Below are 22,635 nucleotides of genomic sequence, written 5' to 3' on the forward strand. Positions count from 1 at the left end.
GCCGAACTAACTCGGAAGGTCCCACGCCCATAGACCGACGCCGAGAACGACGCCGAGCGTCGAGGTGACAGGTTCGGGGACGAGGAACAGCAGCACGCCGACCAGCAGCGCCGGAACCAACTCCTCGTGGAGAAACTCGTCGCTCTCGTCCGAGTTCGGTTCGTCCGTATCCACACCCGATAGACGGCCGTCTCGGAGGTATCGCTTGGGGGTGACTGTCCAGTCGCTCGCGAATGTGAGTTCGAGTAGAAGGACGCCCGAGGCGGGAGTTGAACCGGAGCGAGACGGTCCTGCTCACTCCGTTTCGCAGGCGTGCGTCTCGCAGGATTCAACTCCCGCAGTCGGTTCGCTGACGCCGGACTCGCTCGTCGCCGATGCTCCTCGCTCGTGAATTGGCGTCAGCAGAAAACGCCCGAGGCGGGATTTGAACCCGCGTCACGACCGTGACAGGGTCGTATGATGGGCCACTACACCACCCGGGCCTTCGTACGCATCTCCTTCTTCCGGCCGTTGTTATTAATGGGTGTCGGTTCCGTCGCTCATTGGTAGGTACTGCCACGTCGCAAATGGACCGACTCCGAACGAGCGTCATCCGAACTGCTCGGACAGAACGTACTGGATGGAGCCGGTCTCCGCCGTCGGCCACGAGGTCGTATCGGTCGCTGTCTCCGAACGCGACCGAAACCGAGGCACCGATCCGCATCAGTCTGGCGAGAATCGTCACCTCGGTTCCGTCACCCTTCCGTGACGTATCCATCGTGTGGCGAGGGTGTGCCGTCTTCGTATCTAAATGCCACCCGTAACAGATCCGTTCTGCGTCGTAGCGAGTCTTGGTGTGTCCGTGTTCTGGAGAGCGCACCTTCGAACGGTCGCTCTATAGGTAGTCGTTCCCTAACCCACTCTACTGGTGTACGAGGATGTCGCTAGAAGATTTGGATATCAGTTACAGTAAACTAACTGCTGTCGAATGTAAGTTCTGGAAAACGCCCGAGGCGGGATTTGAACCCGCGTCACAACCGTGACAGGGTTGTATGATGGGCCACTACACCACCCGGGCCTTCGTACGCATTTCCTCGTTGTCCCCGGCTGGACTTAAGACTTCTCAAACGAACCGGTCACGACACGGTGTCTCGTCCACCGGTCACTGAGACACGTGCCCCCGCCCCAAACGATTTATACCTTCGCGAAGTCCGTGTCGTTTGTGGGCACTCGTCCGGAACCGCGTTCCGACGGGGTGGGTCGGACAGCGAGCCGTGCGCGGGACACTTAGCAAGTCTTAAATGGACTCCCTGTGTATTGCCCTGTAGTATCTCGTGATAGCCATTTCTCCCTTTCGCCAGACAACCCACCACACATGGTAGATGTAAGCCAACACGACATGGTTCCGGACCACAGCATCGTCGACGACGAGGAGTTAGACGACGTGCTGGAGGAGTACGACATCAAACCGACCGACTTACCCAAGATACAACGCACCGACGCCGCACTGCCGGACGACGCGGAGGTCGGTGACGTCATCAAGATCGTGCGAGACTCCCGAACGACAGACACCGCGACCACATACCGACTCGTCGTAGAATAATAATGAACAGAGAAGACCGACGCGAGATCTCCCGAGAGTACTTCTCGAAGGAACGACTCGCAGAACACCACTACCGCTCGTTCAACAGCTTCCTGAATCGCGGCATGCAGGAGGTCGTCGACGAGAAGGGAACGATAGACACCGACATCGGTGACAAGGAAGACGAAGAACCCGTCCACGTCGAACTCAGCGACGTTCGCATCGTCACCCCGCGCGTGCGGGAGGCCGACGGCAGCGAGGAACTTCTGTATCCGCAGGAGGCCCGCCTCCGAAACATCACCTACGCGGCGCCCGTGTTCATGGAGATGTCCATCGTGAAAGGCGAGGGCGAGGACGAGCGCGTCGTAGACTCGACGGAGACCAAGGTGGGCCGGATGCCCATCATGGTCGGCTCCGAGAAGTGTAACATCGCGGGCTTCTCCGACGAGGAACTCATCGAAATCGGCGAGGACCCCGCCGACCCCGGCGGCTACTTCATCGTCAACGGCTCCGAGCGCGTGCTGATGACGAGCGAGGACCTCGCGCCGAACAAGATTCTCGCGGAGTACGACACCAAGTACGGCGACGAGATTCAGGTCGCCAAGACGTTCAGCCAGCGCCGGGGCTACCGCGCGCTGGTGTTGGCGGAGCGGACCCGCGACGGTCTGCTGGAAGTGTCGTTCCCCTCGGTCTCGGGGAGCGTCAACTTCGTCACCCTCGTCCGGGCGCTCGGCCTCGAATCCGACGAGGAGATCGTCCACCGCGTCTCGGACGACCCCGAAATCGTGAAGTTCATGCTCGAGAATCTGGAGGAGGCCGACGTCCAGACCGAGGAGGAAGCCATCGAGAAACTCGGCAAGCGCGTCGCCTCCGGACAGGGCAAGAACTACCAGCTCAAGCGGGCCAACTACGTCATCGACCGCTACCTCCTGCCGCACCTCCACGAGGAGGGCGTCGAGGAGGAGGACGTGCGCATCAACAAGGCGTACTACCTCTGCCGGATGGCCGAGGCCTGCTTCGAACTCGCGCTCGACCGGCGCGAACCCGACGACAAGGACCACTACGCCAACAAGCGCCTGAAGGTCTCTGGCGACCTGATGAAGGACCTGTTCCGGACCGCGCTCAACAAGCTGGCCCGGGACGTGAAGTACCAGTTGGAGCGGGCGAACATGCGTAACCGTCAGCTCTCGGTCAACACCGTGGTTCGGTCCGACGTGCTGACCGAACGACTCGAACACCCCATCGCCACCGGGAACTGGGTCGGTGGCCGCTCGGGCGTCTCCCAACTGGTGGACCGCACCGACTTCATGGGCGTACTGTCGCACCTGCGGCGTCTCCGCTCGCCGCTCTCGCGGAGCCAGCCCCACTTCGAGGCGCGTGACCTGCACGCGACCCAGTGGGGTCGCATCTGTCCCTCGGAGACCCCCGAGGGACCGAACTGTGGGCTGGTGAAGAACTTCGCGCAGGCGATGGAACTCTCCCAGAACATAGACGACGAACAGGGCCTGAAACGAGAACTGGCGTCGATGGGTGTCGAAGGCATCCCCGGTATCGAAGGCGTCGAACCAACTGCGAGCGCGGACGACTAACATGAGTCAGGGACGAGAAGCGAAAGTATACGTGAACGGTAGTCTGGTCGGTACCCACCCCGACCCGGAACAGCTCGCCGAACAAGTCCGCCACGCCCGCCGCCGCGGCGACGTGAGCGAGATGGTCAACGTCTCCATCAAGGAGCGGACCCGCGAGGTCATCATCAACGCCGACGCGGGGCGCGCCCGCCGACCCCTCCTCGTGGTCGAGGACGGCGAACCCCTCGCGACCGAGGAAGAGGTCGAGGCACTCAAGAACGGTGACCTCGAGTTCGAGGACCTCGTCGAACGCGGCAAGGTCGAGTTCATCGACGCCGAGGAGGAGGAAGACATCTACGTCGCGGTGGACGAGGAACACCTCACCGAGGACCACACCCACCTCGAAGTGGACCCGCAACTCATCTTCGGTATCGGTGCGGGCATGGTCCCGTACCCCGAACACAACGCCTCGCCCCGGATTACGATGGGGTCGGGGATGATCAAGCAGTCGCTCGGGCTTCCCGCGGCCAACTACCGCATCCGGCCCGACACGCGCCAACACCTCCTGCACTACCCCCAGCTCTCGATGGTCAAGACCCAGACCACCGAGCAGATCGGGTACGACGAGCGGCCCGCGGCGCAGAACTTCACGGTCGCGGTCATGTCCTACGAGGGGTTCAACATCGAGGACGCGCTCGTGCTCAACGGCGGGTCGGTGGACCGCGCGCTCGCTCGCTCGCACTTCTTCCGGACCTACGAGGGCGAGGAGCGGCGTTACCCCGGCGGTCAGGAGGACCGCTTCGAGATTCCGAGTGACGACGTGCGCGGTGCGCGCGGTGAAGACGCGTACACGCATCTCGACGACGACGGTCTCGTCAACCCCGAGACGCGAGTGGACGAGAACAGCGTCCTGCTCGGCAAGACCAGTCCGCCCCGGTTCCTCGAAGAACCCGACGACATGGGCGGTCTCTCCCCGCAGAAGCGCCGGGAGACCTCCGTCACCATGCGCTCGGGCGAGTCCGGCATCGTGGACACGGTCACGCTGATGGAGGGCGAAGACGGCTCGAAGCTCTCGAAGGTGTCGGTGCGCGACGAGCGCATCCCCGAACTCGGCGACAAGTTCGCGTCCCGACACGGCCAGAAGGGCGTCGTCGGACACATCGCTCCGCAGGAGGACATGCCCTTCACCGAACAGGGCGTCGTTCCCGACCTCATCATCAACCCCCACGCCCTGCCGTCCCGGATGACGGTCGGCCACGTGCTGGAGATGATCGGCGGCAAGGTCGGTGCCCTCGAAGGTCGCCGCGTGGACGGCACGCCGTTCACGGGCGAGGACGAGGAGGAACTCCGCGGCGGACTCGAAGACCAGGGCTTCAAGTCCTCCGGCAAGGAGATCATGTACTCCGGCGTCACCGGCGAGAAGATCGAGGCCGAGATTTTCATCGGCACTATCTTCTACCAGAAGCTCTACCACATGGTCTCGAACAAGCTCCACGCTCGCTCCCGCGGGCCGGTACAGGTCCTCACGCGCCAGCCCACTGAAGGGCGCGCCCGCGAGGGCGGACTCCGCGTCGGGGAGATGGAGCGCGACGTTCTCATCGGTCACGGCGCGGCCCTGACCCTGAAGGAACGACTGCTCGACGAATCCGACCGCGAGTGGATCTACGTCTGTGCGAACTGCGGCATGAGCGCGGTCGAGAACGTCGAACAGAACCGTGTCTACTGTCCGAACTGCGACGAGGAGACCGACATCCACGAGATAGAGATGTCCTACGCGTTCAAGCTCCTGCTGGACGAGATGAAGGCGCTCGGCATCGCACCGCGACTCGAACTCGAAGACGCTGTCTAAACCATGTCAACAGGACAAACACCCAAGGAAATCGGCGAAATCAGCTTCGGGCTGATGGACCCGGAGGAGTACCGAGAGATGTCGGCGACCAAGATCATTACCGCCGACACGTACGACGACGACGGCTTCCCCATCGACATGGGGCTGATGGACCCCCGACTGGGCGTCATCGACCCCGGACTCGAATGCAAGACCTGCGGGAAGCACTCCGGGTCGTGTAACGGCCATTTCGGCCACATCGAACTCGCCGCCCCCGTCATCCACGTCGGGTTCACGAAGCTCATCCGACGCCTGCTTCGGGGCACCTGCCGGAACTGCTCGCGCCTCCTGCTCACCGACGAGGAGAAGGAGAAGTACGAGTCCAAACTCACTCGGACCCGCGAACTGGGCAACGACCTCACCGACGTGACCAAGTCCGCCATCCGGGAGGCCCGCAAGAAGGACCGCTGTCCCTACTGCGGCGAGGTCCAGTACGACATCAACCACGAGAAGCCCACGACATACTACGAGGTCCAACAGGTTCTCACCAGCGAGTACTCCGAGATCATCGCCTCCGCGATGCAGGGCGACGAGGAGGAGGACCGCGAACCGATGGCTCCCCAGGAACTCTCGGACGTGACCGACATCGACCTCTCGCGCATCAACGACATCATGTCGGGCGAGTTCCGCCCGCGGGAGTCCGACCGGAAAGCCATCGAGAAGGCCCTCGACATCGACCTGACCGAGGAGGACATGAACAAACTGATGCCCAGCGACATCCGGGACTGGTTCGAGGACATCCCGGACGAGGACGTCGAGACGCTCGGCATCAACTCCGACCGCTCGCGACCCGAGTGGATGATTCTGACGGTGCTGCCGGTACCGCCGGTCACCGCCCGACCGTCCATCACGCTCGACAACGGTCAGCGCTCGGAGGACGACCTGACGCACAAGCTGGTGGACATCATCCGCATCAACCAGCGGTTCATGGAGAACCGGGAGGCGGGTGCGCCCCAACTCATCATCGAGGACCTCTGGGAACTGCTCCAGTACCACGTCACGACGTTCATGGACAACGAAATCTCGGGCACGCCGCCCGCCCGCCACCGCTCCGGGCGACCCCTCAAGACCCTCAGCCAGCGGCTGAAGGGCAAGGAAGGTCGCTTCCGCGGTTCGCTGTCCGGGAAGCGCGTCAACTTCTCGGCGCGGACCGTCATCTCGCCGGACCCGACGCTCTCGCTGAACGAGGTCGGCGTCCCCGAGCGCGTGGCCCGCGAGATGACCCAGACGATGAACGTCACCGAGCGCAACAAGGAGGAGGCCCGACGGTACGTCGCTAACGGCCCCGAAGGCCACCCGGGCGCGAACTACGTCAAGCGGCCCGACGGCCGCCGCCTGAAGGTGACCGAGAAGAACTGCGAGGAACTGGCGACGAAGGTCGAGGCCGGGTGGGAGGTCAACCGCCACATGGTCGACGGCGACATCGTCATCTTCAACCGCCAGCCCTCGCTCCACCGGATGTCCATCATGGCCCACGAAGTGGTCGTGATGCCGTACAAGACGTTCCGCCTCAACACCGTCGTCTGTCCGCCGTACAACGCCGACTTCGACGGCGACGAGATGAACATGCACGCGCTCCAGAACGAGGAGGCCCGCGCGGAGGCGCGCGTCCTCATGCGCGTGCAGGAACAGATTCTCTCGCCGCGCTTCGGCGAGAACATCATCGGGGCGATTCAGGACCACATCTCCGGGATGTACCTGCTCACCAACGAGAACCCGCAGTTTAACGAGACGCAGGCGCTGGACCTCCTGCGGGCGACTCGCATCGACGAACTCCCCGACCCCTCGGGACACGAGGACGGCGAACCCTACTGGACCGGCCGGGACATCTTCTCGGAACTGCTCCCGAGCGACCTCAACCTCGAGTTCACCGGTACGGTCGGCGACGACGTGATAATCGAGGACGGCCAGCTCGTCCAAGGCACCATCGCCGAGGACGAGGTGGGCGAGTTCGGCGGGAAGATCGTTGACACCATCACGAAGGTCTACGGCAACACCCGCTCGCGCATCTTCATCAACGAGGTGGCCGCGCTCGCGATGCGCTCCATCATGCACTTCGGGTTCTCCATCGGTATCGACGACGAGTCGGTCCCGGAGGAGGCCCAGAACCGCATCGACGAGGCCATCGACAACGCCTACGACCGGGTCGAGGAACTCATCGAGACCTACCAGAACGGCGACCTCGAATCCCTGCCCGGCCGGACCGTGGACGAGACGCTGGAGATGAAGATCATGCAGACGCTCGGCAAGGCCCGCGACTCCGCGGGTGACATCGCCGAGGAGCACTTCGCCGACGACAACCCCGCCGTGGTCATGGCCGAGTCCGGCGCGCGTGGCTCGATGCTCAACCTGACCCAGATGGCCGGAGCGGTCGGCCAGCAGGCGGTCCGCGGCGAGCGAATCAACCGCGGGTACGAGGACCGAACCCTCAGCCACTACAAGCCCAACGACCTCTCGGCGGAGGCCCACGGCTTCGTGGAGCACTCCTACACCGGCGGACTCGACCCCCGGGAGTTCTTCTTCCACGCGATGGGCGGCCGCGAGGGACTTGTGGACACCGCAGTCCGGACTTCCAAGTCCGGCTACCTCCAGCGCCGACTCATCAACGCGCTCTCGGAACTCGAAACTCAGTACGACGGCACGGTTCGGGACACCTCCGACACCATCGTCCAGTTCGAGTTCGGCGAGGACGGGACCAGTCCCGTGAAGGTCTCCTCGAACGACGAGAGCGACATCGACGTCGAGCAGATCGCCGACCGAATCCTCGACGAGGAGTTCGGCAGCGACGAGCGCAGACAGGAGTTCCTCGGCGAGAAACTCCCGCCGACGAACCTCTCGGAACACGTCGACGCTCGACAGGCCCAGAGCGACGACTGACGCCACAGCTTCCAACTAACTCACCGAAACCATGACCGACTACGACGTATCCGAAGACATCGAGGCCGTCGTCGAGGACACCGACCTCCCCCGACGGCTGAAAGACGAGGTGTACAGCACCGTGGAAGCCCGCGACGGCGTCACCGCCGAGCACGCCGACCAGATCGCTCGCGCCGTCGAGAACCGGCATCTCGACACCCGAGTCGATCCGCTCGACCCCGTGGGAACCGTCTCCGCTCAGAGTATCGGAGAACCCGGGACCCAGATGACGATGAACACGTTCCACTACGCGGGGGTCGCGGAGATCGACGTGACGCAGGGTCTCCCCCGACTCATCGAACTGGTGGACGCCCGGAAGACCCCGGACACGCCGATGATGACCGTCCACCTCGAAGACGAGTACGCCACCGACCGCGAGATGGCCCACGAGGTCGTCTGGCAGATAGAGGCGACTCGGATTCTGGCGCTGGGCGACATCTCGACCAACGTCGCCGACATGGTGGTCTCCATCGACCTCAACGAGGACACCCTCAAGGAGCGGATGATAACGCCCGACGAAATCGCGGGCATCATCGAGGACGAACTCGGCGTCCAGACCACCCAGCAGGGGGCGGTCATCGAGTTCGGTCCCGACGAGCCGAGTTACCGCGACCTGCTCCAGTTGGTCGAACAGCTACGGGACATCGTGTTCAAGGGCATCGAGGACATCTCGCGAGTCGTCATCCGGAAGGAGCAACTCGACGACGGCGAGGAGTTCATCCTCTACACCGAGGGGTCTGCCTTCGGCGACGTGATGGAGATAGAGGGCGTGGACGCCAGCCGGACCACCTCGAACAACATCCACGAGATTCACAAGAACCTCGGCATCGAGGCGGCCCGCGAGGCCATCATCGAGGAGACGATGAACACCCTCGAAGAGCAGGGTCTCGACGACGTGAACATCCGCCACCTGATGCTGGTCGCCGACATCATGACCAACCGGGGCGAAATCGAGTCCATCGGTCGCCACGGCATCTCGGGGAGCAAGGAGTCGGTCCTCGCTCGCGCGGCGTTCGAGGTCACCGTCAACCACCTGCTCGACGCCGCCATCCACGGCGAGGTCGACGACCTCAACGGCGTGACCGAGAACGTCATCGTCGGGAAACCCATCAAACTCGGCACGGGCGACGTGGACCTCCGGATGGGGTCCTCGATGAGTTCCGAGCCGGAAGCCTCCGACTGAGAATGGTCGTCACGCTCTCGGACACGGCCCGCCAGTTCATCGCCCTCTTCGAGGACGAGACCGGCGCGACCGCACGCGACTGCGTCGTCTTCGAGGACGAAGAGGACGGCGACGAGCGCGTGGTCTTCCTCGTCAAGCCCGGCGACATGGCCCAAGCCATCGGGTCGGGCGGCGAGACCGTCCGGAACGTCGAATCCCAGCTGGGCAAATCGGTGGTGCTGGTCGAGGACGCCGACACGCCCGAGGCGTTCGTGGCCAACGCGCTCGCCCCGGCGGCGGTGTACAACGTCACCGTCAGCGAGGGCGACGAGACGGTCGCCTACGCCGAAGTGGACTCCGAGGACACCGGTATCGCCATCGGCGAGGACGGCCGAAACATCGCGGCCGCGGAGAAACTCGCCAAGCGCCACTACGACATCGACGACATCCAGTTGACCTGAACGCGGGTCCCGTCCGACCGCGTCTCGACTTCTCGCAGTCCGGTTTTCGGTCTCACGTTCGTCCGAGGGTTCGTTACCGTGTCACTCTCTGTAGCTCCGGGTAGGTTCATCTCCGTCGAGGGCCTAACAGACACCATGCCCACAGTCCGGACGAACGACGTCGAAACCTACTACGAGCGACGCGGCGACGGACCGCCCCTCGTCTTCGTTCACGGCGCTATCCTCGACCACACCCAGTGGGAACCGCAGATGGACGCCCTGAGCGACGAGTACACCACTATCGCCTACGACGTTCGAGGGCACGGTCGAACCGGCGGGTCGGCCAGAGACGCCTACTCTATCGACCTGTTCGCCGCCGACTTCGACGCGCTCGTCACGGCGTTAGACCTCGACTCACCCGTCGTCTGCGGGCTTTCGACCGGCGGATGCATCGCGCAGGCGTACGCGGCCGCCCACTCAGACCGCTTGGCCGGACTGGTTCTGGCCGACACGTTCACCCCCGAACTGTTCGACCGGCGCGAGTGGCTCCAGCGGTCCGTCGCGCTGCGGGCCGCCGTCCCGCCGGTCCGACTCGTCGGCTACGAACGCGTCGAGCGGGCGCTGGTGTGGCTTCAGCGGCGACTCCACGGCGACGGCGTCAGCGGCGACTACGAGAAGATAGAACGGCTTCGAAGGGACGGCCCGGAGATGGAGACCGACGAGTTTGCCAAGGTCGTCCGCGCCGTCGCGGCGTTCCACGAGACGGCGGTCGACCTCTCGGCGATTACCGTCCCGACGCTGGTGCTGTACGGCGCGAACGAACCGCCGTTCGTCCGGCGACACGCGTCGAAGTTGGAAGCGGCGATTCAGAACGCCACGGTCCGAGAGATTCCGGACGCGGGCCACGCCTCCAACCTCGACAATCCGGCGTTCTTCACCGACGCCGTGCGCGAGTTCCTCGCCGGAGTTCGCCGGTCCGAGACCGTCTCTCCGGACGATGTCCGCACGGAGGACGGACGCCGAGACGACCGCTAAAACATCGATAGCGTAACAATATTGGGCCTGTGGAATCCGTCAGCTGTGCGGCTGACTCCCGCAAGCGAGGTGGTTCTCCTCGTAACGTGTCGACGAACCGGACAAAGCCGGTCGGCGGAATCGGTGGCTCTACCGTCGGAAATACTGTCGACTAGCGGTCGAGCGCCACTGTCGGCCGCTCGCTCTGATGGCTCCACGTCGAAATTTTAGACGCACGAGCCGTGTTTCCGAGGGAAAAACAGTTTGTCGATAGTGGTGACGTTCCCGTGGGGATGGGAATGGAAATCAATGACACGGTATCGGACGACGTACCGGACGTGGACGAGCGCGACCGGCGCAACTTCCTCAAGATACTCGGCGTGACCGGGGGCGTCGGCGCGGCCTCGGAACTCTCGCTGTCCGACCTACGCGGAGCGGTCGGCGAGGGGTCGGCCGACGAACTGGCGACGTACGGCGAGCGAATCCGTGCCGACCTCGCGGGCGGACTCGACGGCGGACGGCTCTCGGGGTCGCTCGCGGGTATCGAAGCCGGTATCGCCGAACTCCCGGAACTCCGGGCCGCGGGGTTCCCGGCCGAGCAGGGGACCGCGTATCAGGAGGTGGCCGCGCCCGCGTGGGACGCCTACGACCACCTCGCGGAGGTCGGCTTCTTCGCGGCGGCCGAGCGCCACCTGCCGGAGTTCTCTGCCGACCACGTTCGGGCGACCGCCGCGGAGTTGATTCGGGCCGAACCGCTGACCGCGGCGCTCGCCGACGCGGGTCTCACCGAACGCGAGCGCACGGCGGCGGTCGTGGACGTCGTCAACGAGAACGAGCGACTCGCACAGTGGGTCTCGACCGCCAGCCTCCCGGCCGACCCGGAGGGCTACGACCCGGAGAACGTGGCACCGCTCCACCAGCGAGCGCTCGGCGGGGCGCTGCTCTGGATAGACGAACTCGACCAGCAACTCTGGCAGCGCGAAGTGCTGCTGACCGAGTCGATGCTCGACGACGGCATCTGGGACGTGAAGCAGATGCTCGGCGGCGTCCACATGTTCGTCTCCGCGGCGCGGGACCTCGCCGGTCCCGAGGAGTTGACCGACAGCCAACTCGCCGCCGCGCTCGCGGGCGGGTCGGCGATAGCGATTCGCGGACAGGAGCAGATAGAGGCCGACCTGTTCAGGATCGGCGACGACGAACGCGCGCCCATCGGAGGTGACTCGCGATGAGCATCGACGAACCACACGCCGAAGTGACCCGGACCGAGGACGGAATCGCCGTCGAGTACCTCGCGGACGGCCCGGAGACGATTCGACAGAGCGACCAGCGGATTCCGCGGCTGAACGTCACCCAAGAGATGCTGCTCGACTCGGGCGACGATCCCGAGAGCTGGCTGATGTACGGCGGGGGCTACCGCCAGCAGCGGTTCACGACCGCAGACGTCATCACGCCCGAGAACGTGGGCGAACTGAACTTGGAGTACACCATCGAGGTCGGGAGCGAGGAGGAGCGCGGGAAACTCGAGGGAACGCCGATCGTCGTCCCGTCGGACCCGCCCATCATGTACCAGACCAACGGCCCCGACGTTGTCCGGGCGGTCAACGCCAGGTCGGGCGAGGTCATCTGGACCTACCGGTACTCGCCGTCCGGCCAGCAGGACCAGCCCCCGCTGCTGTGCTGCGGGTCGAACAACCGCGGAGTCGCGGTCCGCGGCAAGCGCCTCTACATGACGACGCTCGACGCGAACCTCGTCGCCATCAACCGGTACACCGGCGAGCAACAGTGGCTGTACAACTCCGCGGCTCCGGGCGAAGGGTACTCCGCGACGTGGGCCCCCGTCGTCTACAACGGGAGCATCCTCAACGGGAGCGCGGGCGGCGAGTACGGCGTCCAGGGCTTCATCGAGTCCATCAACGCACGGACCGGCGAGCGAGAGTGGCGCACGTCGATGCTGCCCGAGGAGCAGTGGATCGGCGACGCTTGGCAGAACGGGTCGGCGACCAACTGGATGACCATCACGGTCGACCCGGACACCGACACGCTGTACGCCAACGTCGGGAACCCCGGTCCCGACGTGAACGGCATCGTCCGGCCGGGACCGAACCCGTACTCGGACGCGGTCATCGCACTCGACACGAACAGCGGCGACGTAAACTGGTACTTCCAGGAGGTCCAGCACGACTGGTGGGACTGGGACGCCTCTCAGCCGCCGATCCTGTTCGACGCCGAGGTGGACGGCGAGAACCGCAAGATGGTCAGTCACGCCGGAAAGACCGGGTGGAACTACCTGCTGGGGGCCGAGGACGGCAAGCTCTACGAGCGCAGTCGGGAGTTCTGCCAGCACCTCAACATGTGGCACCTCCCCCAGGATAACCTCGAAGACACGCCGTGGGTCATGCCTTCGGCCGACGGCGGCGGTGAGTGGAACCCGGCGTCCTACAGCCGAGAGACGGGGAACGTCCACGTGAAGGCGATGAACTACCCGAGCAAGTTCCAGTGGGACGAGGTCGACGAGTGGGAGTACCCCTCGACGTACCTCGGCGGGAACTTCACCGTCTACCCCGCGATGGACGACCCCGGTCCGGCACCCGACGAGTGGACCCAGCAGCTCACGTACTTCTCCGCTGTGGACCCCGTGAGCGGGGACGTCGTCTGGCAGGACCGATGGGAGAACTTCTCTCTCGGCGGGTCGATGAGTACGACCACCGGTCTCACTTTCGTCGGCAACGGCGACGGCGAGTTCATCGCCTACGATTCGGAGACCGGCGAGCGACGCTGGCAGCACCAGTTCGACGCCTCGGTCAACGCCTCGCCGATGAGCTGGTACGACCCGGGCGTCGGCAAGCAGTACGTCGCGGTCCAAGCGGGCGGCGGCGGACTCCGCTCCGTCAGAGACGGTCGGACCGTCGGCGTGTTCTCGCTAGAAGGCTAGCCGTCGCGAATCCTTTTTTCGGGCCGTGAGCGAATCTGCTGACCGAACCGAACCTAAGCGGCGCGTAAAACAGCTCGCTGAGACGCGCTCAGATTCCGTAATCGACCCCGCTTGAGCGATCTGCGGCCGTTACGTCCGCTCGAAAGAGGGAGGCTTAAGTAGCTCGGACGGATAGCACACGCCATATGGCGAACGGCAAGTACGCAGCGAGAAAGTTGAAGAAGGACCGCCAGAATCACCGGTGGTCCGACTCCGATTACGCCCGACGCGAGCGCGGTCTCGGGGAGAAGTCCGACCCCCTCGAAGGCGCTCCGCAGGGCCGTGGCATCGTTCTCGAGAAAGTGGGCATCGAGGCCAAACAGCCCAACTCCGCGATTCGGAAGTGCGTCCGGGTCCAGCTCATCAAGAACGGTAAGCAGGTCACCGCCTTCTGTCCCGGCGACGGTGCCATCTCGTTCATCGACGAGCACGACGAGGTCACCATCGCGGGCATCGGCGGTGCGAAGGGTCGCGCGATGGGCGACCTCTCCGGCGTCAACTACAAGGTCGTGAAGGTCAACGGCGTGAGCCTCGAAGAACTAGTCCGCGGAAACGCTGAGAAGCCGGTGCGATAACTATGGCAGCAGAAGACCAACCCGACCCCGACAAACCAGCGGGCACGGACGAAGAGGGAACGGCCGTCGCGAGCCTGTTCGGCGAGTGGGACATCACCAACATCGAGTACGACGACCCCTCGACCGAGCGCTACATCACGATTACGCCGGTCGCACACACGATGGGTCGCCACGCGTCCAAGCAGTTCCAGAAGAGCGAAATCTCCATCGTCGAGCGTCTCATCAACCGTCTGATGCAGACCGAGGAGAACACCGGCAAGAAGCAGAAGACGATGCAGATAACCCGCGAGGCGTTCGAGATGGTTCACGACCGAACCGACGAGAACCCGGTTCAGGTCCTCGTCACTGCTGTCGAGAACGCCGCCCCGCGCGAGGAGACAGTCCGCCTGAAGTACGGTGGCATCTCGGTCCCGAAGGCCGTCGACGTGGCGCCCCAGCGCCGGGTCGACCAAGCCCTGAAGTTCATCGCCGAGGGCGTCTACAGCGCGTCGTTCAAGACGCCGACCGACGCCTCCGAGGCGCTGGCCGACCAACTCGTCGGCGCGGCCAACTACGACGTTCAGACCTACGCCATCAACCAGAAAGAAGAGAAAGAGCGCGTCGCGGCCGCGGCCCGCTAAGCGGTTTCTTCTCTCTCGTTTCTCACCCCTCGAACAGTTGCGACGCTCACCGCGCGAACGCGACGACATGCCTTTTTCCTGACGCCGGTCCCGTGGCCCCTGAGAATCAGAAATAATCTCTTTCGACGTGTTCGCACTGGTTACAGAGACTCCGGACGGTTCTACGTTCGCGGCGTCACTCTTCGCCGGACGCGCCGACCAGCACGAACTTGCTCTCGGTGTCGCCGTTGTGAATCTGGCGGGTCGCCTCGGCCGGAATTCGGACGGCCTCGCCCGCGGTCAGTTCCACGTCCTCGCCCTCGACGGTGACGGTGGCGGCCCCGTCTATCAGAACGTACACTTCCTCCTGTCCGTCCTCGGCGTGGTCGTGCTCCTTGCCCGTCCATCCGGGGTCGGCGTCGAGGATGGAGACGCCCAGTTTCTCGCAGTCGAGGGGGTCTCGGAGGAAGCGCAGTCCCTCGCCGACCGGTTCGACGTCGCGGGAATCGACTTTGGTGTACGACATCGGCGGACGTACGGTCGGAGAGGTGTTTAGTTTGATGCTGGCGACACTCCTCGGAGTGGGACACTGACTCGAACAGTGGTCAGGCGACGACTCCGGCCCCCGAATCGTATAAGTTAGCGGAGTTAGAACTCGGACATGTCATGGACGAAGCACTCGAAGTTCTGGACCTCGTCGCCGACTCGGGTCTCGACGGCGTCGTGACGTGGCTCCTCCGACTGCTCGGACTGCTCGCGCTCCTCGCGGGCGTCGGCCTGTGGCTGTTCGCCGAAGTCGGACTACTCGTTCCGGCCCTGCTCGTCGTCGGCGGTCTCGTCCTGTTAATCGCGCCGACCGTCCTGCTCGCACTCGCCGAAGTCGTGTAATCGACGACTCAGTCCGCCGCCTTCTCGCCGCCGCCGACCGCGTACTCGCGGGTCGCGTCCACGAGCGACCGGCGGTACTCGCTCTCGCCGGGGTCGGGACCGAGCGACGCGAACCGGTGCTTGAACTCCGCGAGACCGACCTCGGGCGCGTCGTTCGCGGCCGCGTGCGCGAGGTCGTACAGCCGGTGGTCCGAATCGACGAGGTCGTGACGCTCGACCAGCGCGAGCGCGAACGCGGCGTTGACCGCGGTCATCTCGGGGTCGGCGGTGCCGGTGAGTCGCAGGCCGTCGCGCTCCCGGGTCACCTCGTCCTGATTCCGGGCGGGCCGGTCGGCGACCGCGGCCGCGAGTTCGGATTCGAGGAACGAGACGAGTTTGTCGGTCGGGCCGACCCGGAGCGTGATGTCGTCGGCGTAGATGTCCTTCATGTGGTTCGCAATCTGGTAGCAGTGGGTGACGCGCCTACGCTCGACGGACTTGCCCGACAGCGCGAGGAACAGGACCTCCTCGGTGGACTGGGTGTGAGAGGGGTGGTCCTGCTCGTGGCGGGCCATGTGAGCGAACTCGTGGAGCGCGAGTTCGCGGGCCATCGCGCTGGTCGCGGCCTGTCGGGAGATGTTCAGCACGTGGTCGTCGGGGTGGGCGGTCCACGTCCGCTCGTCGGGGTTCTCCCGAATGCGGACGTGGACGGGCGAGTCGAGGTCGTGCTCGGTCTCGAAGAGGTCGCGGGCGCGGAGAAACGGCGCGGTCGGACCGGGACCGTGGACGTGAACCTCCATGCGTAACGGTCCCAAGGCTTCGGTCGGTATGACTCTTGCGCCGGTTGGCGGTGCTTGACAGTTCTCCGGCGGAGCGTACGGCGGTTTCGAGACCCTGGGCCTCGTCACCCCGAGAGTCTCGCTCGCGTCCAGACCGCACCGGAGTCAGACTCGCTTCGCGCGTGATTCACCTCGCCAATCGCTCACACGCTCACTCGTGGCGAAACACTACGCTTTTCAACTTCCTTCGGGTAGAAGACCCATAATGGGAAGACGAAAGAAGATCGTCGAACAGTGCGAGCGACTGATGGACGAACCGGAGAACATCCGGAACATCGCTATCGCCGCACACGTCGACCACGGTAAGACCACGCTGACGGACAACCTTCTCGCTGGTGCGGGCATGATCGCCGACCAGGGTGAAGCGACCCAACTGATGATGGACACCGAGGAGGACGAGCAGGAACGCGGCATCACCATCGACGCCGCGAACGTGTCCATGACTCACGAGTACGAGGACACCGACCACCTCATCAACCTCATCGACACGCCGGGCCACGTGGACTTTGGCGGGGACGTGACCCGAGCAATGCGCGCCGTCGACGGCGCGCTCGTGGTGGTGGACGCGGTCGAGGGCGCGATGCCCCAGACCGAGACGGTCCTCCGACAGGCGCTCCGTGAGGGCGTCAAGCCCACCCTGTTCATCAACAAGGTGGACCGCCTCATCTCGGAGCTTCAGGAGGGTCCCGAGGAGATGCAGCGCCGCCTGCTCAGCGTCATCGACGACGTGAACGAGCTGATTCGCGGCATGACCGAGGAGATGGACGACATCGAGGACTGGACCGTCTCCGTCGAAGAGGGGACGGTCGGCTTCGGGTCCGCCCTCTACAAGTGGGGCGTCTCGATGCCCTCGATGCAGCGCACCGGGATGGACTTCGGCGACATCATGGAACTGGAGCGCGCCGACAAGCGGCAAGAACTCCACGAGCGCACCCCGCTGTCGGACGTCGTGCTCGACATGGTCTGTGAGCACTTCCCGAACCCCATCGACGCCCAGCCCCGTCGTATCCCGCGCGTCTGGCGTGGCGACGACTCCTCGGACCTCGCCGAGGGGATGCGCCTCGTCGACGAGGAAGGCGAAGTCGTGCTGATGGTCACCGACATCGGTGTGGACCCCCACGCAGGCGAAATCGCCGCAGGTCGGGTCTTCTCCGGGACGCTGGAGAAGGGTCAGGACCTCTACGTCTCCGGAACGGCCGGAAAGAACCGCGTCCAGAGCGTCGGCATCTACATGGGTGGCGAGCGCGAGGAAGTGGACCGCGTACCCGCCGGGAACATCGCGGCGGTCACCGGTCTCAAGGACGCCATCGCGGGTTCCACCGTCTCCAGCGTCGAGATGACGCCGTTCGAGTCCATCGAACACATCTCGGAGCCGGTCATCACGAAGTCCGTGGAGGCCAAGAACATGGACGACCTGCCGAAGCTCATCGAGACGCTCCGACAGGTCTCCAAGGAAGACCCGACCATTCAGGTCACGATTAACGAGGACACCGGCGAACACCTCATCTCCGGTCAGGGTGAGCTTCACCTCGAAGTCATCACCCAGCGCATCGAGCGCAACCAGGGCATCCCGGTCAACACGGGCGAACCTATCGTCGTCTTCCGCGAAGCGATTCAGGAGCCGACCGACGTCATCGAGGGCATCTCGCCGAACCGTCACAACCGGTTCTACATCCAGGCTCAGCCGCTCACCGACGAGATCATCGAGAAGATCAAGCGCGGCGACGTGTCGATGGACATGCCCGAGCAGGAACGCCGCGAGGCGCTTCAGGAAGCGGGCATGGGCAAGGACATGTCCCAGAACGTCGAGCACATCCACGGGACGAACATCCTCATCGACGACACGAAGGGTATCCAGCACCTCAACGAGACGATGGAACTCGTCATCGAGGGTCTCGAAGAGGCGCTCGACGACGGTCCGCTGGCCGCCGAACCCGTGCAGGGGACGCTGCTCCGTCTGGAGGACGCGAAGCTCCACGAGGACACCATCCACCGCGGTCCGGCGCAGGTCATCCCTGCGGTCCGTAACGCGGTCCACAACGCCCTCGTTCAGGGCGAGGTCCGACTGCTCGAACCGATGCAGGACGTCCGCATCGACGTGCCCAACGAGTACATGGGTTCGGCCTCCGGCGAGATTCAGGGTCGCCGTGGCCGCGTCGACGACATGTACCAAGAGGGCGACCTCATGGTCGTCGAAGGCATCGCGCCGGTCGACGAGATGATCGGCTTCTCCTCGGACATCCGGAGCGCCACCGAGGGCCGCGCCTCGTGGAACACCGAGAACGCTGGCTTCGAGGTCATGGCCGACAACCTCCAGCGCGAGACCATCATGGAGATCCGCGAGCGGAAGGGCATGAAGCTCGAACTGCCCGAAGCCATCAACTACTTCTAACGCTCCGCGTCTCTCTTCTTCGCTCTGCGTTCGTTTCTCACCGCGTTCAGACCGACCCTGAGTCACGACGCCGCTCGCCGTAACTCGCGTAGGCGGTGTATAATCAAGTCACTTGGTAACGTACGTCTCGCTCTCAGCCATGGTCTCGGTCGTCACACTGGTGTGGATCAGTCTCGTCATCTTCCTCTGGATCGGCGTCGTCACCGGCATCTGGGCACTCGTGTCGGCGAGCGGCGACTCTCCACCCGAGGTTTCGAGGACGCCCACCAACGAGTAGTCGCCCGTTCGTCTCGCGCGACGACCGGTTCCCAGCCGCGTCTCTGACTGCGGTCAACGCGGGACGGCCCCGCGAAACACTGGTGAGTATTGCGACCGCCTGAAGCCTTATGCTCACCCGCGCGTGAAAGAAGACCAAGATGAGTGACGACGCGAGCGCCACCGACCTGCGGGCGTACACCGTCCGCCTCGAACTCGTAGACGAACCCGGCGAACTGTTGGGCGCGCTCGAACCCATCGCGGCCAACGGCGGCAACCTGCTCTCGGTGTTCCACGAGCGCGGGTCGCTCACACCGCGGGGACACATCCCGGTCGAAGTGGACCTCGAGTGTCCGCCCGACCGGTTCGACGCCCTCGTCGCCGACCTCCGGGAGGCGGGCGTCAACGTGATTCAAGCGGGCGCGGAACGCTACGGCGAGGAGGTGTCGATACTGCTCGTCGGCAACGTCATCGAGACCGACTTCTCCGAGACGCTCTCGTCCATCGAGTCGAAGGCCGACGCCTCGGTCTCCGACGTGTCGCTCTCCGCGCCCGGCGGAACCAGCGAGGTGGCCAGCGCTCGCCTCCGACTCGCGACCGAGACCGGCGCGACCGGCGAAGTGGTCACGGCGGTGCGCGAGGTGGCCGACAGGAAGGACCTTCGCGTGGTCGAACCGCTCGCCGAACTGGAGGGGTCGGCGTGAAATTAGCGATTCTCGGTGCGGGCGCGGTCGGCCGGTCGGTCGCCGACCTCGCGGGCGAGTACGGTCATCGCGTCACGGCGTTCGCTGACTCTACCGGTGCGGCGGTGGACGACGACGGTATCGACGTCGCCGCGGCGCTCGCCGAGAAGAACGAGAGCGGGAGCGTCGGCCGATACGCCCCCGAGGACGCGCTCGACGCCGAGTACGACGTGCTGGTCGAAGCGACGCCGACGACGCTCGGCGACGCCGAACCGGGATTCGGGCACGTCCGCGCGGCGCTCGAACGCGACAGCCACGTCGTGTTGGCAAACAAGGGACCCGTCGCCGAGCGGTACGCCGACCTCCGCGAACTCGAACGCAACAGCGAGGGGAAGGTCAGGTTCGAGGCGACGGTCGGCGGCGCGATTCCGGTCCTCTCGACCATCGAGAACTACGGTCCGGACACCATCTCGGCAGCGCGCGGCGTCCTCAACGGGACCGCGAACTTCGTCCTCACGCGGATGGCCGCCGAGGGTCTGGGCTACGAACACGTCCTCGCGGAGGCTCAGGACCTCGGCGTCGCGGAGGCCGACCCCTCCTTCGACGTGAACGGCACCGACGCGGCGCTCAAGTGCGTGATTCTGGCGAACGTCCTCGACGACGGCGCGTACTCGCTGGACGACGCCGACGTCGAGGGCATCGCGGAACTGCCGGGCAACGCGCTCGAACTCGCGGCCGAAGACGGGCGAACGATTCGACTCATCGGCGAGGCCACGCCACAGGGGGTCCGGGTCGGACCGCGACTCGTCCCCGAGAACGGAACCTTGGCCGTCTCGGGCACGCGCAACATCGTCCAACTGGAGACCGACCACGCGGGGCGACTCAACCTGAGCGGTCGCGGGGCGGGCGGCCCGGAGACGGCGACCGCCGTCCTCGCCGACGTGAATCGGCTTCGAGACTGAACCGTTCGGCGGCTCCGACGCCAGTTCGTTTCGGTCACTGATTCCGATTGATTTCCCCGCGTTCTCCCAAAATCGTGCGATGGTCTACCAATAACCGCAGTAGGGCGTCGGGGTGGGTAGCATAGCGTATCGAAATGGTTTTAACCGCTTCTGCCAAAAGATTCCGACAGAGCGCGTCTGCGCGTGAGATACAAATGAGCGAAGACAAACCGCACCAGAACTTGGCCATCATCGGCCACGTTGACCACGGAAAGAGTACGCTGGTCGGGCGACTCCTCTACGAGACGGGGAGCGTACCCGAGCACGTCATCGAACAGCACAAGGAAGAGGCCGAGGAGAAGGGCAAGGGCGGCTTCGAGTTCGCCTACGTCATGGACAACCTCGCCGAAGAGCGAGAGCGCGGTGTCACCATCGACATCGCCCACCAAGAGTTCGACACCGACGAATACTACTTCACTATCGTCGACTGTCCGGGCCACCGCGACTTCGTGAAGAACATGATCACGGGCGCGTCTCAGGCCGACAACGCCGTCCTCGTCGTCGCCGCCGACGACGGTGTCGCGCCCCAGACCCAGGAGCACGTCTTCCTGGCTCGCACTCTCGGTATCAACGAACTCATCGTCGGTGTCAACAAGATGGACATCGTCGATTACAAGGAGTCCACCTACAAAGAGGTAGTCTCCGAAGTCAAGGACCTGCTCAAGCAGGTGCAGTTCAACACCGACGACGCCGAGTTCATCCCGATTTCGGCGTTCGAGGGCGACAACATCGCCGAGCGGTCGGACAACACCGACTGGTACGACGGCGAGATTCTGCTCGAGGCTCTCAACAACCTCGAAGCCCCCGAACCGCCGACGGACGCCGACCTCCGCCTCCCGATTCAGGACGTCTACACGATTTCGGGCATCGGTACGGTCCCGGTCGGACGCGTCGAGACGGGTCTGCTGAACACGGGCGACAACGTGTCGTTCCAGCCCAGCGACGTGGGCGGCGAGGTCAAGACCATCGAGATGCACCACGAGGAGGTCCCGCAGGCCGAACCCGGTGACAACGTCGGGTTCAACGTCCGCGGCATCGGCAAGGACGACATCCGCCGTGGCGACGTCTGCGGCCCGGCCGACGACCCGCCGTCGGTCGCCGAGACGTTCACGGCCCAGATCGTCGTGATGCAGCACCCGAGCGTCATCACGGACGGCTACACGCCGGTCTTCCACGCCCACACGGCGCAGGTCGCGTGTACCATCGAGTCCATCGACGCGAAGATCGACCCCTCGTCCGGCGAAGTCGCCGAGGAGAACCCCGACTTCATCCAGTCCGGCGACGCCGCGAAGGTGACCGTCCGACCGCAAAAGCCGCTCAGCATCGAGCCGGCCTCGGAGATTCCGGAACTCGGTAGTTTCGCCATCCGCGACATGGGCCAGACCATCGCGGCCGGTCAGGTCCTCAGCGTCAACGAGCCATAACGCATGCAGCAAGCACGCGTCCGACTGGCGGGAACCAGTCCCGAAGATCTCGACGACATCTGCGACGACGTTCGCGAAATCGCGAACAAGACGGGTGTCTCGCTGTCGGGTCCCATCCCGCTACCGACCAAGACGCTGGAGGTACCCACCCGCAAGTCCCCCGACGGTGAGGGGACCGCGACGTGGGAACACTGGGAGATGCGCGTCCACAAGCGTCTCATCGACATCGACGCCGACGAACGCGCGCTCCGTCAGCTCATGCGGATTCAGGTTCCGAACGACGTGAGCATCGAAATCGTCCTCGAGGACTGAGCGACGAGGCGTTCGCCTCGTTGCTGTCAGTTCGAGGAAGTTCGCACCCGCCGTTCGACCGGCGGCCTTCTCCATTTCTTCGCTTCGACCAGCCGCGCACGCGCGACGCGAACGCTCCCCGGTCTTTTTGACCGCGCCGGACGAATCGGCGTGCGTGCAGCGGCCGAC

The 22,635-nt window shown here is 64.7% G+C and carries 21 protein-coding genes, 2 tRNA genes and 1 pseudogene; 17 read left to right on the plus strand and 7 right to left on the minus strand.

Going from position 1 to position 22,635, the window contains the following annotated elements; translation table 11 throughout:
• Window positions 1-6 precede the first annotated feature (6 nt).
• The 4 genes and pseudogenes from NGM06_RS07320 to NGM06_RS07330 form a co-directional block, all read right to left on the minus strand.
• Window positions 7-174, minus strand: a complete 168-nt coding sequence (locus NGM06_RS07320) for a hypothetical protein (protein ID WP_254269644.1) — start codon at window positions 172-174, stop codon at window positions 7-9.
• Between the two features lie 235 nt (window positions 175-409).
• Window positions 410-482 (minus strand) — tRNA-Asp (locus NGM06_RS07325).
• 140 nt (window positions 483-622) lie between these two features.
• Window positions 623-757, minus strand: a pseudogene (locus NGM06_RS24300) (group I intron-associated PD-(D/E)XK endonuclease); the annotation flags it as partial.
• 227 nt (window positions 758-984) lie between these two features.
• Window positions 985-1,057: transfer RNA gene (locus NGM06_RS07330), tRNA-Asp, on the minus strand.
• A gap of 297 nt (window positions 1,058-1,354) precedes the next feature.
• On the opposite strand from NGM06_RS07330, the gene NGM06_RS07335 reads away from it, so the two are divergent.
• The 11 genes from NGM06_RS07335 to NGM06_RS07385 all read left to right on the plus strand — a co-directional run bounded on the left by NGM06_RS07335 (window position 1,355) and on the right by NGM06_RS07385 (window position 14,715).
• A complete protein-coding gene (locus NGM06_RS07335) occupies window positions 1,355-1,582 on the plus strand; it encodes a DNA-directed RNA polymerase subunit H (protein ID WP_254269645.1) in 228 nt (75 codons plus the stop codon).
• A gap of 2 nt (window positions 1,583-1,584) precedes the next feature.
• On the plus strand, window positions 1,585-3,150 hold the full coding sequence (locus NGM06_RS07340; protein ID WP_163522604.1) for a DNA-directed RNA polymerase subunit B'': 1,566 nt from the start codon (window positions 1,585-1,587) through the stop codon (window positions 3,148-3,150).
• A gap of 1 nt (window position 3,151) precedes the next feature.
• Entirely contained in the window at window positions 3,152-4,978 is a 1,827-nt protein-coding gene (gene rpoB / locus NGM06_RS07345; RefSeq protein ID WP_254269646.1) for a DNA-directed RNA polymerase subunit B, read from the plus strand.
• A gap of 3 nt (window positions 4,979-4,981) precedes the next feature.
• Complete coding sequence (locus NGM06_RS07350; protein WP_254269647.1) at window positions 4,982-7,894, plus strand: DNA-directed RNA polymerase subunit A'; 2,913 nt, start codon at window positions 4,982-4,984, stop codon at window positions 7,892-7,894.
• A gap of 31 nt (window positions 7,895-7,925) precedes the next feature.
• A complete protein-coding gene (gene rpoA2, locus NGM06_RS07355) occupies window positions 7,926-9,116 on the plus strand; it encodes a DNA-directed RNA polymerase subunit A'' (protein ID WP_254269648.1) in 1,191 nt (396 codons plus the stop codon).
• Between the two features lie 2 nt (window positions 9,117-9,118).
• A complete protein-coding gene (locus NGM06_RS07360) occupies window positions 9,119-9,556 on the plus strand; it encodes a NusA-like transcription termination signal-binding factor (protein WP_254269649.1) in 438 nt (145 codons plus the stop codon).
• A gap of 135 nt (window positions 9,557-9,691) precedes the next feature.
• Window positions 9,692-10,570 carry an alpha/beta fold hydrolase gene (locus NGM06_RS07365; protein WP_254269650.1) on the plus strand — a complete coding sequence of 293 codons (879 nt, stop codon included), beginning with the start codon at window positions 9,692-9,694 and terminating at the stop codon, window positions 10,568-10,570.
• A 278-nt stretch (window positions 10,571-10,848) separates the two neighbouring features.
• On the plus strand, window positions 10,849-11,778 hold the full coding sequence (locus NGM06_RS07370) for a hypothetical protein (protein ID WP_254269651.1): 930 nt from the start codon (window positions 10,849-10,851) through the stop codon (window positions 11,776-11,778).
• The gene (locus NGM06_RS07375; RefSeq protein ID WP_254269652.1) at window positions 11,775-13,481 is read left to right on the plus strand and encodes a pyrroloquinoline quinone-dependent dehydrogenase; all 1,707 of its coding nucleotides are present in this window, start codon (window positions 11,775-11,777) and stop codon (window positions 13,479-13,481) included. Before NGM06_RS07370 ends, NGM06_RS07375 begins: the two co-directional genes overlap by 4 nt.
• A gap of 185 nt (window positions 13,482-13,666) precedes the next feature.
• Window positions 13,667-14,095: a 30S ribosomal protein S12 gene (locus NGM06_RS07380; protein WP_163522596.1), complete on the plus strand. Its 429-nt coding sequence runs from the start codon at window positions 13,667-13,669 to the stop codon at window positions 14,093-14,095.
• Between the two features lie 2 nt (window positions 14,096-14,097).
• Window positions 14,098-14,715, plus strand: coding sequence for a 30S ribosomal protein S7 (locus tag NGM06_RS07385; protein ID WP_254269653.1), 618 nt, complete (start codon window positions 14,098-14,100; stop codon window positions 14,713-14,715).
• Between the two features lie 175 nt (window positions 14,716-14,890).
• Here NGM06_RS07385 and NGM06_RS07390 read toward each other — a convergent pair whose 3' ends face one another.
• Window positions 14,891-15,220 carry a cupin domain-containing protein gene (locus NGM06_RS07390; RefSeq protein ID WP_254269654.1) on the minus strand — a complete coding sequence of 110 codons (330 nt, stop codon included), beginning with the start codon at window positions 15,218-15,220 and terminating at the stop codon, window positions 14,891-14,893.
• Window positions 15,221-15,360: 140 nt separating this feature from the next.
• Between NGM06_RS07390 and NGM06_RS07395 the strand changes: the two genes are divergently transcribed.
• A complete protein-coding gene (locus NGM06_RS07395; RefSeq protein WP_254269655.1) occupies window positions 15,361-15,582 on the plus strand; it encodes a hypothetical protein in 222 nt (73 codons plus the stop codon).
• Window positions 15,583-15,590: 8 nt separating this feature from the next.
• On the opposite strand, the gene NGM06_RS07400 is transcribed toward NGM06_RS07395, so the two are convergent.
• The gene (locus NGM06_RS07400) at window positions 15,591-16,361 is read right to left on the minus strand and encodes a DUF5781 family protein (RefSeq protein WP_254269656.1); all 771 of its coding nucleotides are present in this window, start codon (window positions 16,359-16,361) and stop codon (window positions 15,591-15,593) included.
• 244 nt (window positions 16,362-16,605) lie between these two features.
• Between NGM06_RS07400 and NGM06_RS07405 the strand changes: the two genes are divergently transcribed.
• Window positions 16,606-18,792: an elongation factor EF-2 gene (locus NGM06_RS07405; protein ID WP_254269657.1), complete on the plus strand. Its 2,187-nt coding sequence runs from the start codon at window positions 16,606-16,608 to the stop codon at window positions 18,790-18,792.
• Window positions 18,793-18,900: 108 nt separating this feature from the next.
• Here the strand turns inward: NGM06_RS07405 and NGM06_RS07410 are convergent, their stop codons facing one another.
• Window positions 18,901-19,059 (minus strand): hypothetical protein, encoded by a 159-nt coding sequence (locus tag NGM06_RS07410; RefSeq protein WP_254269658.1) that lies wholly within the window; start codon window positions 19,057-19,059, stop codon window positions 18,901-18,903.
• A 149-nt stretch (window positions 19,060-19,208) separates the two neighbouring features.
• Between NGM06_RS07410 and NGM06_RS07415 the strand changes: the two genes are divergently transcribed.
• The 4 genes from NGM06_RS07415 (at window position 19,209) to rpsJ (ending at window position 22,467) form a co-directional block, all read left to right on the plus strand.
• Window positions 19,209-19,751 carry an amino acid-binding protein gene (locus NGM06_RS07415; protein WP_163522588.1) on the plus strand — a complete coding sequence of 181 codons (543 nt, stop codon included), beginning with the start codon at window positions 19,209-19,211 and terminating at the stop codon, window positions 19,749-19,751.
• On the plus strand, window positions 19,748-20,692 hold the full coding sequence (locus NGM06_RS07420) for a homoserine dehydrogenase (RefSeq protein ID WP_254269659.1): 945 nt from the start codon (window positions 19,748-19,750) through the stop codon (window positions 20,690-20,692). The genes NGM06_RS07415 and NGM06_RS07420 overlap by 4 nt, the downstream gene beginning before the upstream one ends.
• Before the next feature lie 194 nt (window positions 20,693-20,886).
• Window positions 20,887-22,155 (plus strand): translation elongation factor EF-1 subunit alpha, encoded by a 1,269-nt coding sequence (gene tuf, locus NGM06_RS07425; RefSeq protein ID WP_254269660.1) that lies wholly within the window; start codon window positions 20,887-20,889, stop codon window positions 22,153-22,155.
• A gap of 3 nt (window positions 22,156-22,158) precedes the next feature.
• Window positions 22,159-22,467, plus strand: coding sequence for a 30S ribosomal protein S10 (gene rpsJ / locus NGM06_RS07430; protein WP_115864703.1), 309 nt, complete (start codon window positions 22,159-22,161; stop codon window positions 22,465-22,467).
• Window positions 22,468-22,635: the final 168 nt, after the last annotated feature.

The organism is Halorussus aquaticus, from assembly GCF_024218795.1.
GTDB classification, from domain to species: Archaea; Halobacteriota; Halobacteria; order Halobacteriales; family Haladaptataceae; genus Halorussus; species Halorussus aquaticus.